Raw genomic sequence first — 16,109 nt, 5'->3', positions numbered from 1 at the left:
TGAGTACCCGCCCTTTTGGCGAGGTAGTGTTTGCCCCCTCCCCAACGGAAAAACCGGTAAGGACTTTATGTGCGGATTAGCTGGCGAGTTACGTTTTGATCATCAACCTGCAGACCTTGCAGCCGTTGAACGAATCACCCATCACCTGGCCCCTCGCGGACCGGACGCGTGGGGCTTCCATGCCCAAGGGCCGATTGCCCTGGGCCATCGTCGCCTGAAAATCATGGACCTGTCGGACGGCTCGGCGCAGCCGATGATCGACAGTCAGTTGGGCCTGTCACTGGCCTTCAACGGCGCGATTTATAACTTCCCGGAACTGCGCGCCGAACTCGAAGCGCTGGGTTACGCGTTCTATTCCGGCGGCGACACTGAAGTGCTGCTCAAGGGCTATCACGCCTGGGGTGAAGCGCTGCTGCCGAAACTCAACGGCATGTTTGCCTTCGCCATTTGGGAACGCGACGCTCAGCGGCTGTTCATCGCCCGCGACCGTCTCGGCGTCAAGCCTCTGTACCTGTCGCGCACCGGTCAGCGTTTGCGTTTTGCCTCGGCATTGCCGGCGCTGCTCAAGGGTGGCGACATCAACCCGATCCTTGATCCGGTGGCGCTCAACCATTACCTGAATTTCCACGCGGTGGTCCCGGCGCCGCGCACCTTGCTGGCCGGCATTGAAAAACTGCCACCGGCGAGCTGGATGCGCATCGAAGCCAACGGCACTACCGAGCAGAAAACCTGGTGGACCCTGCCGTACGGCCCACACGACGACGAGAAAAATCTGACCCTCGAAGACTGGGTCGACCGTGTCCTCGACAGCACCCGCGAAGCCGTGGCCATTCGCCAACGCGCCGCCGTGGATGTCGGCGTGTTGCTCTCCGGCGGTGTCGATTCGAGCATGCTGGTCGGGCTGTTGCGTGAAGTCGGCGTGGAAGACCTCTCGACTTTTTCTATCGGCTTTGAGGATGCCGGCGGCGAGCGCGGCGACGAGTTTCAGTATTCCGACCTGATCGCCAAGCACTACGGCACCCGGCACCACCAACTGCGCATCGACGAGAAAGAGATCATCGAGCAACTGCCCGCTGCGTTCCGCGCAATGAGCGAGCCGATGGTCAGCCACGACTGCATCGCGTTCTATCTGTTGTCTCGCGAGGTGGCCAAGCACTGCAAAGTGGTGCAGAGCGGCCAGGGCGCCGATGAGTTGTTCGCCGGTTATCACTGGTATCCGCAAGTTGACGGCGCGGCCGATCCTTACGCGGCGTATCGCGAGGCGTTTTTCGACCGCAGCTACGACGACTATGCCGCCACCGTGCAACCGAAATGGCTGACCGCGAATGACGCCGCCGGCGACTTCGTGAAGGAACATTTCGCACAGCCCGGTGCCGAGGCGGCGGTAGACAAAGCGCTGCGTCTGGACAGCACGGTGATGCTGGTCGACGACCCGGTCAAACGCGTCGACAACATGACCATGGCCTGGGGCCTGGAAGCGCGCACGCCGTTTCTCGACTATCGCCTGGTCGAGTTGTCGGCGCGGGTGCCCGGCAAGTTCAAACTCCCGGACGGCGGCAAGCAAGTGCTCAAAGAAGCGGCGCGCCGGGTCATTCCGAGTGAGGTCATTGACCGCAAGAAAGGCTACTTCCCGGTGCCCGGCCTCAAGCATTTGCAGGGCGACACCTTGAACTGGGTGCGTGAACTGCTGCTCGATCCGAGCCAGGATCGCGGCCTGTTCAATCCGGCCATGCTCGACAAATTACTGACTGATCCGCAGGGCCAACTGACGCCGTTGCGCGGCTCGAAGCTGTGGCAACTGGCAGCCCTGAACCTGTGGCTCAGTGAACAAGGAATCTGATTGATGAAACCCCACGCCACGGCCATCAACCAACGCCTGATTCGCGGCCAGACGCCGTCGTATGAACGCTTGCAGGCGCGTCTGGCCGAAGACGGCAGCGAACTCGCGACCGCGCCGATTGCAGTGCATTGCGGCTGGGGCCGATTGTTGATCGGCCACACCTTTCCCGACCCGGCCACACTGGCGCAAGAATTGCTCAACGAGCAGCCCGGCGAGCGCGACATCGCGCTGTACGTCGCCGCGCCGCAACAGATTCTCGGCCTTGAGCCGACGCAGTTATTCCTCGATCCGTCCGACACGTTGCGCCTGTGGTTCAGCGATTACCGTCAGGCCACTCGCGTGTTTCGCGGTTTCCGCATTCGACGTGCGCAGAGCGAAACGGATTGGCAGGCAATCAATCAGCTGTATCAGGCGCGCGGCATGCTGCCGATCGATGCCACGTTGCTCACCCCGCATCATCAGGGCGGCCCGGTGTACTGGCTGGCCGAGGATGAGGACAGCGGCGCGGTGATCGGCAGCGTCATGGGCCTCAATCATCACAAGGCCTTCAATGATCCGGAAAACGGCAGCAGCCTGTGGTGCCTCGCGGTTGATCCGCAGTGCTCGCGACCCGGTGTCGGCGAAGTGCTGGTGCGCCATCTGATTGAACACTTCATGAGTCGCGGCCTGAGCTACCTTGACCTGTCGGTGCTGCACGACAACCGTCAGGCGAAAAACCTTTACGCCAAGCTCGGTTTCCGCAATCTCTCGACTTTCGCGATCAAGCGCAAGAACGGCATCAATCAGACGCTGTTCCTCGGTCCCGGGCCGGAAGCCAATTTCAATCCCTATGCACGAATCATTGTCGAAGAAGCGCATCGACGCGGTATCGACGTACAAGTCGATGACGCCGACGCCGGGCTGTTCACCCTCAGCCACGGCGGGCGCCGCGTGCGTTGCCGCGAATCGCTGAGCGACCTGACCAGTGCGATCAGCATGAGCCTGTGTCAGGACAAGAGCCTCACACACAAAGTGCTGAAAGCCGCCGGGCTGAAACTGCCCTCGCAACAATTGGCCGGCAACGCTGACGACAATCTGGCCTTTCTCGATGAGCATCAACGGGTGGTGGTCAAACCGCTCGACGGTGAACAAGGCCAAGGCGTGGCAGTGGATCTGCAAAACATCGAAGAGGTGCAGCAGGCCATCGAAACAGCGAAGCAGTTCGACAGCCGAGTGCTGCTGGAGAGCTTTCACGAAGGTCTCGATCTGCGCATTCTGGTGATTGGTTTTGACGTGGTGGCAGCGGCGATTCGTCGTCCGGCGGAAGTGATTGGCGATGGTCAGCATTCGATTGGTGCGCTGATCGAAGCCCAGAGCCGCCGCCGGCAAGCAGCCACGAGCGGCGAAAGCAAAATTCCGCTGGATCATGAAACCCAGCGCACGTTGCATGCAGCCGGTTATGACTACAGCAGCATTCTGCCGGCCGGTGAGCATCTGTTCGTACGGCGTACGGCGAATCTGCACACCGGCGGCACGCTGGAAGATGTCACGGCGATTCTGCATCCAACCCTGGTCGATGCGGCCGTGCGCGCGGCGCGGGCGCTGGATATTCCAATGGTCGGCCTCGACCTGATGGTGCCGGCAGCGGATCAGCCCGAATACGTCTTCATCGAGGCCAACGAACGCGCGGGTCTCGCCAATCACGAACCGCAGCCGACGGCGGAGCGCTTTGTCGATTTGTTGTTTCCGCACAGTCAGCCGGTTGTTTCCTGATTTTGCTTTGCCTGGGCTGACGCCTTCGCGAGCAGGCTCACTCCTACATTTGATCGCGTTCCCCTGTAGGAGTGAGCCTGCTCGCGATGAGGCCCTCAAAGGCGCCACAAATTTTCCTCCTCATCGAAACCATCGATGTGCTCAACCCATCAGGAGTTTCCATGACCACGCAAATCCCTGAACCAGATCTCAACTATCTGCAAAAAGTCCTCCTGGAAATGCTCGCCATTCCCAGCCCTACCGGGTTCACCGACACCATCGTGCGTTACGTCGCCGAACGTCTGGAAGAGCTCGGTATTCCATTTGAAATGACCCGACGCGGGACCATTCGCGCCACGCTCAAGGGCAAGAAAAACAGCCCCGACCGCGCCGTCTCGGCCCACCTCGACACCATCGGCGCGGCGGTGCGTGCGATCAAGGACAACGGTCGCCTGACCCTCGCCCCGGTCGGCTGCTGGTCGAGCCGTTTCGCCGAAGGCAGTCGCGTCAGCCTGTTCACCGACAACGGCGTGATTCGCGGCAGCGTGTTGCCGCTGATGGCGTCCGGGCATGCCTTCAACACCGCAGTGGATGAGATGCCGATCAGTTGGGATCACGTCGAGCTGCGCCTGGACGCCTACTGCGCGACCAAGGCTGATTGCGATTCGCTGGGCATCAGCGTCGGCGATGTAGTGGCGTTCGATCCGCTGCCGGAGTTCACCGAAAGCGGCCATATCAGCGCTCGCCATCTCGACGACAAGGCCGGCGTTGCGGCGTTGCTGGCATCACTCAAAGCCATTGTCGACAGCGGTCAGGAACTGATGATCGACTGCCATCCGCTGTTCACCATCACCGAGGAAACCGGCAGCGGCGCGGCGGCGGCATTGCCGTGGGACGTCAGTGAGTTCGTCGGTATTGACATCGCACCGGTCGCGCCGGGGCAGCACTCCAGCGAACACGCGGTGAGCGTGGCGATGCAGGATTCCGGCGGGCCGTACGACTATCACCTGTCGCGGCACCTGCTGCGTCTGGCCGGCGAAAACGAACTGCCGGTGCGCCGCGACCTGTTCCGCTACTACTTCAGCGATGCGCACTCGGCGGTGACCGCCGGGCATGACATCCGCACCGCCCTGCTCGCCTTTGGCTGCGACGCGACTCACGGTTACGAACGCACGCACATCGACAGTCTGGCGGCGCTCAGTCGCTTGCTCGGGGCGTACATTCTAAGTCCGCCGGTATTCGCCAGCGATGCGGCGCCGGCCAACGCGTCACTCGACCGCTTCAGTCATCAGATCGAACATGACACACAGATGGAGAGTGATACGCGAGTGCCGTCGGTGGACAGTCTGGTGGGGCAGCGTTCCGACAGTTAAATCATTGTTGGCAGAACCATCGCCTTCGCGAGCAGGCTCACTCCTACAGGGGAATGCATTCCAAATGTGGGAGCGAGCCTGCTCGCGAAGGGGCCATATCAAGCAACACAGAACTGGCAGGCAACCGGCAATCGCCGTAGCATCCCGACATTGATTTAGCCGAGGTGCCCATGCTCATTCCTTACGACGCTCTTGAAGTCGACACCCTCACCCGCCTGATCGAGGATTTCGTCACCCGCGACGGCACCGACAACGGCGACGACACCCCGCTGGAAACCCGCGTGCTGCGCGTGCGCCAGGCACTGACCAAGGGCCAGGCACTGATCGTCTTCGATCCGGACAGCGAGCAGTGCCAACTGATGCTCAAACACGACGTGCCCAAGCACCTGTTCGACTGAAACCCTCAGCGAGCCTTTTCCGTGGCTTGCTTGCGCTGGATCCGCTCATAGACCTCCGAGCGATGCACATTGACCTTCTGTGGCGCCTCGACGCCAAAGCGCACGCTGGAACCGTTCACGGACAGAACGCGCAAGGTGATGTCATCACCGATTGAAATCAACTCACCAACGACACGGCTGAGCACAAGCATGAGATTCGTCCTTCAGGGTTAACGAACCCTGAAGATGCGCGGCTTGCGGCGGCTCTACAATGCGTTGCGAGCAAATCAGTAATGCCCTACGCGGTGCAGCGCGACCGCCCTTCAGACATTTCCTGCAAATCGTTAAACAGGCTTCTTCTCAAGCGGCGGAAAAGCGTGGGCCAAACAGAATCACGCTGGCACCGATCACGCACAACGCCACGCCGATCCAGTCTGAACCCAACGGCCGAACCCGCTCGACCACCGCCAGCCAGCCAATCGAAGCGACGATGTAGATCCCGCCATAAGCGGCGTAGGCGCGACCGGCATAGGCCGCCTCGACTCGCGTCAACAACAGCGCGAACAGGGTCAGGCTGAGCAGTGCAGGAATCACCCACAAGGCGCTTTTGCCCTGACGCAGCCACATGAAGAAGGCGAAACAACCGGCGATTTCAAACAGCGCCGCGAGGAAGAACCACAGGTAATTGAGCATTTGCACATCCAGACAGGGTGACCATTGCGGCCACCCTATCGACGCCAAACGCCGGGGGCAAGGTCAGCCGTTGTTCTGCTTGGCCTTGGCACGCATTTTTTCCGCCATGGCGGTCATTTCGTTGTAGAGCAGTTGCGGATTTTTCTGCTTGATCGCCCAGGCCATGCGGCCCTGCTCATGCGGCAGGATCATGAATTCGCCGGCGGCCACTTGCTGATAGATGTAGTCGGCAATGTCCGCGGCAGTGATCGGCGAACTCTCCAGCAACTTACCGACCTGAGCTTTCATGGCCGGGGTCGGTCCACGGAAAGAGTCGAGCAGATTGGTCTGGAAGAACGACGGGCAGACCACATGCACGCCGACTTCCTGTTGCGCCAGTTCGATCAACAGACTTTCTGACAATGCCACCACGCCAGCCTTGGCCACGTTGTAGTTGCTCATCGCCGGGCCTTGCATCAGCGCCGCCATGGAAGCGATGTTGATGATCTTGCCTTTGCTTTGTTCAAGCAGTGGCAAGAACGCTTTGCAGCCCTTGACCACGCCCATCAGGTTGATCGCGATCTGCCAGTCCCAGTCTTCCAGCGACAGTTCGCTGAAGAACCCGCCCGAGGCGACGCCGGCGTTATTGACGATGATGTCGATGCCGCCGAAGTTCTGCTCGCAGGCCTGGGCGAATGCGGTGAGCTGGCTGTAATCGCGCACATCGCAGCGCTGGATGAAGCCATCGCCGCCCGCCTCGCGGACCATTTTCAGGGTTTCCTGCAGGCCGGGTTCACTGACATCCGACAAGGCCAGTCGCCAGCCTTCACGCGCCCAGCGCAGCGCGATTTCGCGACCCAGGCCCGAGCCTGCACCAGTGATCATCATGCGATTTTGCATAGCGGACAGCCTTGTTGTTCTGGGGAAGATCAGCCGAGTGTAGCGAAGGATCTTTGGTATCCCACGCTCTATCAGAATGCTGAATACAGGATCAAAAGATCGCAGCCTTCGGCAGCTCCTACTATTGAACTCGTGTAGGAGCTGCCGCAGGCTGCGATCTTTTGATCTGTCGCTGTAAAGGAAATAAGCGAGTAATCCAAATACATTAAAAAAACATTGAATTTTCTTTCGTTCGCACCAGTCGGATTTTGTAAGCCGTCTGGAATTACTTAGTCTCCAGTCGCCCCTTGAACAGCAAGACTTCTCGAACACAATCAACAAGGAAATCGACATGGGCACAATTCTTATCATTATCCTGATCCTGTTGCTGATCGGTGGTCTGCCGGTCTTCCCGCACTCCAGAAGTTGGGGTTATGGTCCTTCGGGCATTATCGGCGTGGTGTTGGTCGTGCTGTTGGTGCTGTTGTTACTCGGTCGGATATAAAGATTCCGGCATAAAAAAAGAGGCCCTGTTCAGGGCCTCTTTTTTATTGCGCGGACTTTGCTTTAACGAGCAATCAGTCCGGCTTGCCGTTAATCACGCCGGCGGTGTTGTCAATCAGGCTCTTGGTCGCCGTTTGCAGGAACGACTCAAGCTTGAGTTTCAACTCTTCGGTGCGCGGTGCATTTGGAACGACTTCGGCACTCGGGTTGGCACCCAGTTGGTAGTGCCACATCTTCGGTCCCATTTCCTTGTCTTTCGGCAGCACAAGGATCTGGTCAGCGGTGACGATGGCGGTGGTCTGCTCGCTGCCCGACGGCTTGATCACACCGAAACCGGTGTCGCCTGCCGGCAGGTTGAGCAAGTCACGGCCCCAGCACTGATGACGCACTTCGCCACCCAGACGGCCCATGATGGTCGGCACGATGTCGATCTGCGTACCCACGGTGTGGTCACGCGTACCGAACTTCTCCTGAATGCCCGGGGCAATCATCAGCATCGGCACGTTGAAGCGGCCCAGGTCCATTTCAGTGATCTGGCGTTCGTTGCCGAAACCGTGGTCGCCGACGATGACGAACAGGGTTTCCTTGAAGTACGGCTCTTTGCGCGCCTTCTCGAAGAACTGACCCAATGCCCAGTCGGCGTAACGCATCGCGGTCAAATGCTCGTTCAGCGAACCGCGGTCGGTCACGCGCTCGACCGGCAATGGTGTCGGCAACGCATACGGTGTGTGGTTGGACAGGGTTTGCAGCAGTGCGTAGAACGGCTTGCCGTTTTCCCGCGCCTTGAGTTCGACCAGGCCACGGTCAAACATGTCCTGGTCGGACACGCCCCACGTCGGATCGGAGAACACCGGGTTGACGAAGTCGTTACGGCCAACGAAGTTGGTCATACCCTGGTTGCTGAAGAAGCCCGACTGGTTGTCCCAGGCGAAGTCACCGTTGTAGACGTACACGTCGTCGTAGTCACGGGCGCTGAGCAACTGCGGCAGACCGGACAGTTTGTGGCTGCCTTCCGGGGTCTGCATCAGGTATTCGAAACCTGGCAGGTTGGGGAAGCAGGCCATGGTCGCGAACATACCCTGGTGGGTGTGCGTACCGTTGGAGAAGAAGCGGTCGAACAGCAGGCCTTCCTTCGACAGTTTGTCCAGGTATGGCGTGATGTTACCCGGTGCACCCAAGGCGCCGACCGAGTGACCGGCCATGCTTTCCATCAGGATCACCACGACGTTCTTGATCGGCAGGGTCTTGTCGGCTGGCGGCGTGTAGTCACGGCGCACGGCGGCGATGTCGGCATCGACCAGTTTGTCGTCCGGCATCAGCAGCATGTCACGCACGACTTTTTGCGCTTGTTCTTGCGGCAGCGTGGCTTTCCAGATGTTGTCGCGATCTTCGCCCATGCGGTCCTTGGCGGCAGCGATCAGCGACAGAGTACCGTTGAGGCCGAGCTGGTTGGCGAAGTTCGAGTCGGTGGTGTAGACGTCACCCCAACGCATTGGCGGGCCTTGACGCAGAGTGCCACGAGCGGCGACCACGCAGATCAGCAGGCAGACCACGAATACCGCAAGGCGCGTGTACCACGGCGCCACCTGACGGGTGCTGACGCTGCCGCCACTGAACGGCCCGCGCGGACGCGTCGCGCGGTCGGCGCCTTTGAATGCCAAGGTCAGAATGACGGTGCCGATGACCCAGGCCAGCAGATAGCGAACCACCGGGAAACCGTACCAGAGCATGCTCATCACGGTTTTCGGATCTTCTTTCACGTACTGGAACACCAGGCCGTTGAGGCGCTGGTGGAACTCGCGGTAGAAGTCCATCTCCATCAGGCCGAGGAACAGCGCGATGCTCGAGGCGATCGTCAGCCACAGACGGAAGAAGCCGCGGGCAGCCATGGCGCGGGCACTGAACAGTGCCAGCACCAGCGGAATGCAGACGTAAACCACCAGGCGCAGGTCGAAACGCAGGCCGTTGGCGAAAGCTTCGAGGAAAGTCGAAGCCGGGGTGTCGAGGATCATCTCGCGGTTGTAGACCAGCAGCGCGAGGCGCAGCACGGAAAACATCACCATCATGACCAATGCACAAAGCAGCGTGTAGGCCAGATGCGATTTGACGGTCGGTTGCAGCAGGCGAGCAGAAGATCGCTGCTGATTCAGGGCGTCCGGGTTTGCCATGTCGTTTTAGGACCCATTGGAAGTTGAAGTTGCAAAAATACAGCGGCGCCATGCCCTCTATTGGTCATTCCAGACCCCGGGGCGTGCGCGGTGCGCAAATGTTGCACGATCACCCGCACCATTGCCATTGATTACTGCCCTGCCCTCCGACACTTTCATTTAAAGCGGCGGCAGACCGGGACAGCGTGCAAACAGCGCGGGCGAATTGTCTGGAACGTGTTGTGAAAATTTCGTTCAACGCATATCTGGAAACACAATATAGATACAAAACAAAACGCCCCGACTGGATCGGGGCGTTTTGCTGTCTGCGCGACGATTACTTCTCGGCGCGTTCTTTCAGGGCTTTCAGTGTTTTGAACGGTGCATCAACCACAAACTTGTTGGCGACCATTGCCGGGACGCTGCCGCCTGGCTCGGTGTGCACTTGATAAGTCACTTCAACCTGATCGCCTTTCGGTACGAACTTCCAGAAACCTTTGACTTGAGCAACGCGGACAAAGCCTTTTTCTTCCGGAATGTACTTAGGCACACCTTCAAGATTACGGGTCAGGCTGCCATCGGCGCCTTCCACGGTGGTGATGTGCAATACCGAATCACGCGGGGTGACAGGCCACGGCGTGTTGAATTGGGTGTAGGTCCAGCTCTGATCGCCTTCGTGCTTGAGCAATTTCTGGGTCTTGCACTCGTGAATCCAGGCACAGGCGCCGGAAACGTCTTCCTGCAATGCGCGCAGTTTGGCAACGGTGGTCTTCATCAGGGCGACGCCTTGATAGGACTTGTAGTCCGAACCCGGCACTTCGCTCAGGGACACCTTGATGCCGTCTTCATTCTTGGCGACTTTCCAGTCTTCAGCCTGAGCAGCGGAAGTGGCCAGCACGGCGGTCAAACCACACAACACAGCGATACGATGCAGCGAACCCATAGTCTTATTCCTTATTGTTGAAGTTCCGTTCGTTTGACACATCACGCCGCCGTCATTTGCTCCCACCAGCCGAGCAATCTGATCGCTTCTTCCGAACTGCTGCCACAGACTTCGACATCAGCAGCGAAGCCGGAACAGACTGCCGGGCGCTCCGGTCTGCCGAAAATGCTGCACAGGTTTTCGACCGAGAGTTGCACGCAACGTTCGCCGGCAGGTTTGCCATCAGGCATGCCGGGAATCGGCGAACTGATGGAAGGGGCAATGCAGCAAGCGCCACAGCCTTCACGGCATTTCATGACGAACAATTCCTCGCGACGGGCGATGTGTAAAAGGGACGCGGAACAGAGTAACCGCTAAAACGGCTGTTTAAAATTCCCTGAACCGGGGTTTTTACGGATAAGTGAATGTGACTGACCAGTCTCCGACAAAGCGTCTGGTCTGCGGGTCACAGATGCATGGCATTTACTGTTTGAATTCGAAATCCAGCGCCGCACCTTCCACTTCTCGGCGCTCTTCGTTGCGCAGTTGCAGTTGCATTTCGTTGCTGAGCAAACGGCCGTTGAGCTGGAATCCGCTGTTTTTCTCGCCAAAAAACTGCGGCAGGATCGGTTCGCGTTTGGGCAGGACCACGGTGCCAGGCGGTTTCAGCTCCTGGACCATGTCCTTGGGCAGGCTCAAGTCCAGTTTGGCTGGCGGCAATTTGGTTTTTGCCACTTCGCTGGCAGGTTTCGACTTGGAGGCAATCGGGGCGCGTTTTTTAACGACTTTCTGCTGCGTTTTCTTCGCTGGTGCAGCCTTTTCAGCTACTGCGGATTTTTTCGCGGTGGTCGTCGCTGCCGGTTTTTCCTGAGCCGCAGCCGCCATGACACCCGGCGCATGACTGATCATCAGCAAACAGAGCAAAAAACCAGCGGCAGAAAAAATCGCTTTCATGGACCCAACGACACTAACGGCAGAGGGCCATATGCTCGCTTGTTGGACGCCACATGACAAGCATGACCCACCGCTCGTTCAGAATCCGCCGGCCGTTTCCTGACACAGTTGGGTCGCCAACATTCCCAGCGTCATCAACGCCCGCTCCGCCTCACGGTTCCACGGAATGCCGCAATTCAGGCGGATACAGTGGTTGAATTGCTCGGTGTTACTGAAGATCAGCCCCGGTGCGATGCTGATACCTTGCTGCAACGCACGGACATGCAATTCCTGCGTATTGACTCGCCCCGGCAGACTCACCCAAAGGATGAAACCGCCCGTGGGCCGGGTCATTTGCGTGCCTTCGGGGAAGTACTGCTGCACCGCCAACTGGAAGGCACTGAGGTTTTTTCGGTATTCCTGGCGGATGTACCGTAAATGCCGGTCATAACCACCGTTTTCCAGATAGGCGGCGATAGCCATCTGCGTGACGCTACACGCCGAATGCGTGCTGAAGGTCTGCAAGCGCTGAATTTCCTGCTGATACTTGCCGGCGATCATCCAGCCAATGCGCACACCCGGCGACAGGGTTTTAGAGAAACTCGAACAGTAGATCACCCGATCCAGCCGGTCGTAGGCCTTGAGCGCCTTGGTGCGTCCTTGTTCGAACATCAACTCGCCATAGATATCGTCTTCGACGATCTGGATATCGAAGTCCGAGGCCAGGCGCAGCAGCTGTTTCTGGCGCTCTTCGGGCATGGTGCCGCCCAGCGGATTGCTCAGGCGCGTGGTCAACACCAGCGCTTTGATCGACCACTGGTTCGCAGCCAGTTGCAGCGCTTCGAGGCTCATGCCGGTGGCGGGATCGCTGGGGATTTCGATGACTTTCAGGCCCAACAGGTCGGCCAGTTGCAGCAGACCGTAATAGGTCGGTGATTCGGCGGCAATCAGATCGCCCGGGCGGGTCAGCACGCGCAACGACATCTGCAAGGCATCGACGCAGCCGTGGGTGATCACTACTTCGGAGGGATCAACCACCACGCCGGCGTCGCGCATGCGGATCGCCACTTGTCGACGCAGCGGTTCGAAACCGGGGCTGAACATGTAGCTGAAGGCCCGCGGGCTGTGGAAACGCGTGACTTTGGCCAATTGCTGATGCAGTGCGCGCACCGGCAAATAATCAACGCTCGGTACGGCGGCGCCCAACGGGAACACACCTTCGCGCCGCGACTCGACCAGCACCTGCTGAATAATGCTGCTGCGCGTGACCAGGCCCGGCCGTTCGACGCGAGCGATATCCGGCGTCGGTGCCGTCAGCGCAGGCGTCTGATGCACGTAATAACCGGATTGCGGCCGCGCACGAATCAGCCCCTGATCCTCGAGGTTGGCGTAAGCCTGCAACACCGTCGCATGACTGACGTTGAGCTGCGAACTCATCTTGCGCACCGAAGGCACGCGCTCCCCCGGTTGATAGACACCACGGCGAATGTCTTCGGCCAGTTGCTGAGCAATACGTTGGTAGAGCAAGAGATTGGTCATGACGCAGCACTCGATTTCACGGGCATTTTATTCTTGTGTGAAACAATACCGGAACAGTTTAGAAGTGTACTGGGACAGTTGTCACTCTAGTCGACCATACAGTGCAGTGTCTGCCACAACTGTATTGAATTGCGAGCTATTCGACAGACGTAAAAAAGCCCGGCACTGCATGACAGTCCGGGCTTTCCAGAGACGCAACCCTTAGCGGGCAGCGCCGAGCTGGCCTTTTTCGTCGGAGAAGACAATTTCCACGCGACGGTTCTGTGCGCGTCCACGCTCGGAAGCGTTGGCGTCCACCGGGTATTCGTCGCCGTAACCCTCGACCTGAATGCGTTTTTCGTCGATGCCCAGGTCCGTCAGCACGTCGGCCACCGATTGCGCGCGATCGCGGGACAGCTTGAGGTTTTCCTGTTTGCCGCCGGTGCTGTCGGTGTAACCCTCGATGCGTACCACGCGTTTCGGGTTCAACTGCAGGAACTGCACGATCTTCAAGACCACGCGATTGGCCGAGTTTTTCAGCTCCGCTTCACCGGTGTCGAACAGTACATCACCGAGGGTCATCACCAGACCGCGATCGGTCTGCGTGGTGGCCAGCGCAACGATCTGCTCTTCGAGCCATTTGCCCTGTTGCTGCACGCTCAGCAGTTTCGATTCACGCAGGGCCAGTTGCAGACGCTGACGCTCCAGTTCGAGTTTGGCTGCGTGTTCTTCGTTGAGTACCTGATTGGTGTGCTCGCGGGCGATTTCGCTGTAGCGCTGACTCAGGTAGGCGTAATGCACCACGTCCGAACCGCTGCCCCAATAGGTGGACAGGCGATCGGCACGAGCCAGGGACTCACCGGCGCGAATCACGTCTTTTGGCGCGATGCGCAGCACATTGGAGTCTTCCTTGACCTTCTGGAAGTCGGCACTGGCCTCTTGCAGGGCGGATTCACTGTGTTGGCCGGCGCAGCCGTACAGGCTGGCGCAACCAGCGAGAATCAGACCACCGAGAACTTTGGATTTGAGGCTCATTGGGCATCTCCCAACTGCTTGCGCAAACGGGCGATGCGGGTGTTGAGCACATTCACCTGTTCTTCACTTTTCTGGGTCAGCACTTTGGCTTCTGCCAGACGCGCATCCAGTTCGGCCTGTTCGGCACGCATGCGCGCATTGCGGTAGGACTCGTCGGCCATGTTGCCTTTGGCGCGGTTGTATTTGGTTTCGGCCAGTTTCATTTCCGGCACGTCATCAGCGGTGGCGCCTACGGCCTTGGCCTGGGTGATGGTCTGTTCGGTCAGGCGCATTTGTTCAACGGGTGCCGGATCGGTCGCGCAACCGGCCATGGCCAGAACGGCCACAGCCGCGAAAAGAGGTCGAATACTCACTAAGAATCCCTACTGTTTTGGGGCACTGACAGGTTGTTGCGGCTGTTGCTGCTGAGCCTTCCAGCGCTCGATATTGCGTTGCAGCGCGGCTTCCGTCAGTCCGGACGCGGGCAATTCTGTCATCTTTTTGGCCAACTGTCCGCGCAACCACGGATCGTTGCATGCCGAGTTATGGGAAACCGCGAGGAACAGCCCCGGCCGATCGATGGGTTGCTCAAACGCCAGCAGGTCATTGGCCATGCCCAGCGCCTGCGCGGCGGCCATGCCGGAGTAGCGACCGGCGAGTACATATTCCACTTCACCCAGGAGCAATTTCTGAAAGGCCTGAGTGAGGTTTGCTGTGCGGGTCAGAGTCAGATTCTGCTCGGCGAAAGTGCCGAATGCCTGGGTCATCCGAGACTTTTCCGACAAGCCACCGGTGTGGCCGTGCAAGTCTTTTGCTTCACTGTAAACCAGCGTCGAGCCCTTGCGGGTCCACACAAGATAGTCGTTTTCCAGCAGTGGCGGATGTATGTAGTCGAGATTGTCCAGCTCAGTGAAGGCCAGCGGCGCATCAGCCAGCATGTCCATGCGGCCGCTGCGCACTTCATCGAGCGCCTGGGAGCGTTTGCCCGCGTAGAGCAGCTCGACCTTGATGCCGAGGTCCTTGGCCACTTGCTGCAACAGGTCGGCGCTGGCACCGATCAGCTGCTTGGGATTCTGCGGGTCTTGCCACAGGTACGGCGGCGCATCCGGGCTGCCGGTGACGACGAGGCGCTCGCACTTGCCGGCAGCCGTGGCCATCCCCGGCAAGAGGATCAATCCTAATAACAACCTGCGGCGCAGATCCATGGCAAAACGCTCCCGCTCAAATCCGAGTCAAAAAAAAGCCCGACCAAAAGGTCGGGCTCTTTATAAGTGAAGCCGCTGGATTAGACCAGCTTCTCCAGCTCAGGTACCGCTTCGAACAGATCAGCCACGAGACCGTAATCGGCCACCTGGAAGATCGGCGCTTCTTCGTCCTTGTTGATCGCAACGATCACTTTGGAGTCTTTCATACCGGCCAGGTGCTGGATCGCGCCGGAGATACCGACGGCGATGTACAGCTGTGGCGCAACGATCTTGCCGGTCTGACCGACCTGCATGTCGTTCGGTACGAAACCTGCGTCGACCGCAGCGCGCGAAGCACCGACGGCAGCGCCCAGCTTGTCGGCCAGGGCGTACAGGTGTTTGAAGTTGTCGCCGTTCTGCATGCCGCGGCCGCCGGAAACGACGATCTTGGCAGCGGTCAGCTCTGGACGATCTGACTTGGCCAGCTCTTCGCCGACGAAGCTCGAGGTGCCAGCGTCGTGCGCAGCAACAACAGCTTCAACAGCAGCCGAACCGCCTTCAGCAGCAACCGGGTCGAAACCAGTGGCACGCACGGTGATCACTTTGATTGCAGCGGTCGATTGCACGGTAGCGATAGCGTTACCGGCGTAGATCGGACGCTTGAAAGTGTCAGCGCTTTCGACCGAGATGATCTCGGAGATCTGGTCAACGTCCAGTTGCGCGGCAACGCGCGGCAGGATGTTTTTGCCGTTGGAAGTCGCGGCAGCCAGGATGTGGCTGTAGCCCTTGCCCAGCTCTGCAACCAGCGGAGCAACGTTTTCCGGCAGCTGATGCGCGTAAGCGGCGTTGTCTGCGTTGAGGACTTTGCTCACGCCAGCGATTTTCGCAGCGGCTTCAGCCACGGCGCCAGCACCTTGACCGGCAACCAGAACGTGGATGTCGCCACCGATTTTGGCAGCGGCAGCAACGGTGTTCAGGGTGGCCGGAGCCAACACCTTGTTGTCGTGTTCGGCGA

The 16,109-nt window shown here is 59.2% G+C and carries 17 protein-coding genes; 5 read left to right on the top strand and 12 right to left on the bottom strand.

What is annotated here, in order from left to right:
- Window positions 1-67 precede the first annotated feature (67 nt).
- The 4 genes from ACIOWE_RS14480 (at window position 68) to ACIOWE_RS14465 (ending at window position 5,342) form a co-directional block, all read left to right on the top strand.
- The gene (locus ACIOWE_RS14480) at window positions 68-1,840 is read left to right on the top strand and encodes an N-acetylglutaminylglutamine amidotransferase (protein WP_401392403.1); all 1,773 of its coding nucleotides are present in this window, start codon (window positions 68-70) and stop codon (window positions 1,838-1,840) included.
- 3 nt (window positions 1,841-1,843) lie between these two features.
- Window positions 1,844-3,592 (top strand): N-acetylglutaminylglutamine synthetase, encoded by a 1,749-nt coding sequence (ngg, locus tag ACIOWE_RS14475; RefSeq protein WP_401392400.1) that lies wholly within the window; start codon window positions 1,844-1,846, stop codon window positions 3,590-3,592.
- Between the two features lie 161 nt (window positions 3,593-3,753).
- Window positions 3,754-4,944: an osmoprotectant NAGGN system M42 family peptidase gene (locus ACIOWE_RS14470; RefSeq protein ID WP_122597192.1), complete on the top strand. Its 1,191-nt coding sequence runs from the start codon at window positions 3,754-3,756 to the stop codon at window positions 4,942-4,944.
- Between the two features lie 170 nt (window positions 4,945-5,114).
- A complete protein-coding gene (locus ACIOWE_RS14465) occupies window positions 5,115-5,342 on the top strand; it encodes a YheU family protein (RefSeq protein ID WP_003236706.1) in 228 nt (75 codons plus the stop codon).
- 5 nt (window positions 5,343-5,347) lie between these two features.
- Here the strand turns inward: ACIOWE_RS14465 and csrA are convergent, their stop codons facing one another.
- The 3 genes from csrA to ACIOWE_RS14450 form a co-directional block, all read right to left on the bottom strand.
- Window positions 5,348-5,533, bottom strand: a complete 186-nt coding sequence (csrA, locus tag ACIOWE_RS14460) for a carbon storage regulator CsrA (RefSeq protein WP_064120335.1) — start codon at window positions 5,531-5,533, stop codon at window positions 5,348-5,350.
- Between the two features lie 148 nt (window positions 5,534-5,681).
- A complete protein-coding gene (locus ACIOWE_RS14455) occupies window positions 5,682-6,014 on the bottom strand; it encodes a YnfA family protein (RefSeq protein ID WP_003226957.1) in 333 nt (110 codons plus the stop codon).
- A gap of 63 nt (window positions 6,015-6,077) precedes the next feature.
- Window positions 6,078-6,893 (bottom strand): SDR family oxidoreductase, encoded by an 816-nt coding sequence (locus ACIOWE_RS14450; protein WP_401392396.1) that lies wholly within the window; start codon window positions 6,891-6,893, stop codon window positions 6,078-6,080.
- 325 nt (window positions 6,894-7,218) lie between these two features.
- On the opposite strand from ACIOWE_RS14450, the gene ACIOWE_RS14445 reads away from it, so the two are divergent.
- Window positions 7,219-7,377 (top strand): DUF3309 family protein, encoded by a 159-nt coding sequence (locus ACIOWE_RS14445; protein WP_169432680.1) that lies wholly within the window; start codon window positions 7,219-7,221, stop codon window positions 7,375-7,377.
- A 73-nt stretch (window positions 7,378-7,450) separates the two neighbouring features.
- On the opposite strand, the gene ACIOWE_RS14440 is transcribed toward ACIOWE_RS14445, so the two are convergent.
- From ACIOWE_RS14440 to ACIOWE_RS14400, 9 genes are all read right to left on the bottom strand, one after another.
- Window positions 7,451-9,544 carry an LTA synthase family protein gene (locus ACIOWE_RS14440; protein ID WP_401392393.1) on the bottom strand — a complete coding sequence of 698 codons (2,094 nt, stop codon included), beginning with the start codon at window positions 9,542-9,544 and terminating at the stop codon, window positions 7,451-7,453.
- Between the two features lie 316 nt (window positions 9,545-9,860).
- Window positions 9,861-10,466, bottom strand: coding sequence for an START domain-containing protein (locus tag ACIOWE_RS14435; RefSeq protein ID WP_401392390.1), 606 nt, complete (start codon window positions 10,464-10,466; stop codon window positions 9,861-9,863).
- Window positions 10,467-10,507: 41 nt separating this feature from the next.
- Window positions 10,508-10,762 carry a YkgJ family cysteine cluster protein gene (locus ACIOWE_RS14430; protein WP_201237277.1) on the bottom strand — a complete coding sequence of 85 codons (255 nt, stop codon included), beginning with the start codon at window positions 10,760-10,762 and terminating at the stop codon, window positions 10,508-10,510.
- A 166-nt stretch (window positions 10,763-10,928) separates the two neighbouring features.
- Window positions 10,929-11,399 (bottom strand): translation initiation factor 2, encoded by a 471-nt coding sequence (locus ACIOWE_RS14425; RefSeq protein WP_401392387.1) that lies wholly within the window; start codon window positions 11,397-11,399, stop codon window positions 10,929-10,931.
- Between the two features lie 78 nt (window positions 11,400-11,477).
- Window positions 11,478-12,917 (bottom strand): PLP-dependent aminotransferase family protein, encoded by a 1,440-nt coding sequence (locus tag ACIOWE_RS14420; protein WP_401392384.1) that lies wholly within the window; start codon window positions 12,915-12,917, stop codon window positions 11,478-11,480.
- A gap of 201 nt (window positions 12,918-13,118) precedes the next feature.
- Window positions 13,119-13,931, bottom strand: coding sequence for an OmpA family protein (locus ACIOWE_RS14415; RefSeq protein ID WP_201237275.1), 813 nt, complete (start codon window positions 13,929-13,931; stop codon window positions 13,119-13,121).
- On the bottom strand, window positions 13,928-14,284 hold the full coding sequence (locus ACIOWE_RS14410; protein WP_201237274.1) for a DUF4398 domain-containing protein: 357 nt from the start codon (window positions 14,282-14,284) through the stop codon (window positions 13,928-13,930). The genes ACIOWE_RS14415 and ACIOWE_RS14410 overlap by 4 nt, the downstream gene beginning before the upstream one ends.
- A gap of 9 nt (window positions 14,285-14,293) precedes the next feature.
- Window positions 14,294-15,115, bottom strand: coding sequence for a substrate-binding periplasmic protein (locus tag ACIOWE_RS14405; protein ID WP_401392381.1), 822 nt, complete (start codon window positions 15,113-15,115; stop codon window positions 14,294-14,296).
- Window positions 15,116-15,195: 80 nt separating this feature from the next.
- Window positions 15,196-16,109: electron transfer flavoprotein subunit alpha/FixB family protein (locus tag ACIOWE_RS14400; RefSeq protein WP_401392378.1), on the bottom strand; the 914-nt coding region annotated here is incomplete at its 5' end.

The organism is Pseudomonas sp. NPDC087598, assembly GCF_044743525.1.
Classification (GTDB): domain Bacteria; phylum Pseudomonadota; class Gammaproteobacteria; order Pseudomonadales; family Pseudomonadaceae; genus Aquipseudomonas.
The sequence above is the reverse complement of the archived record's forward strand: the minus strand, read 5'-3'. Positions and strand labels throughout refer to the sequence as shown.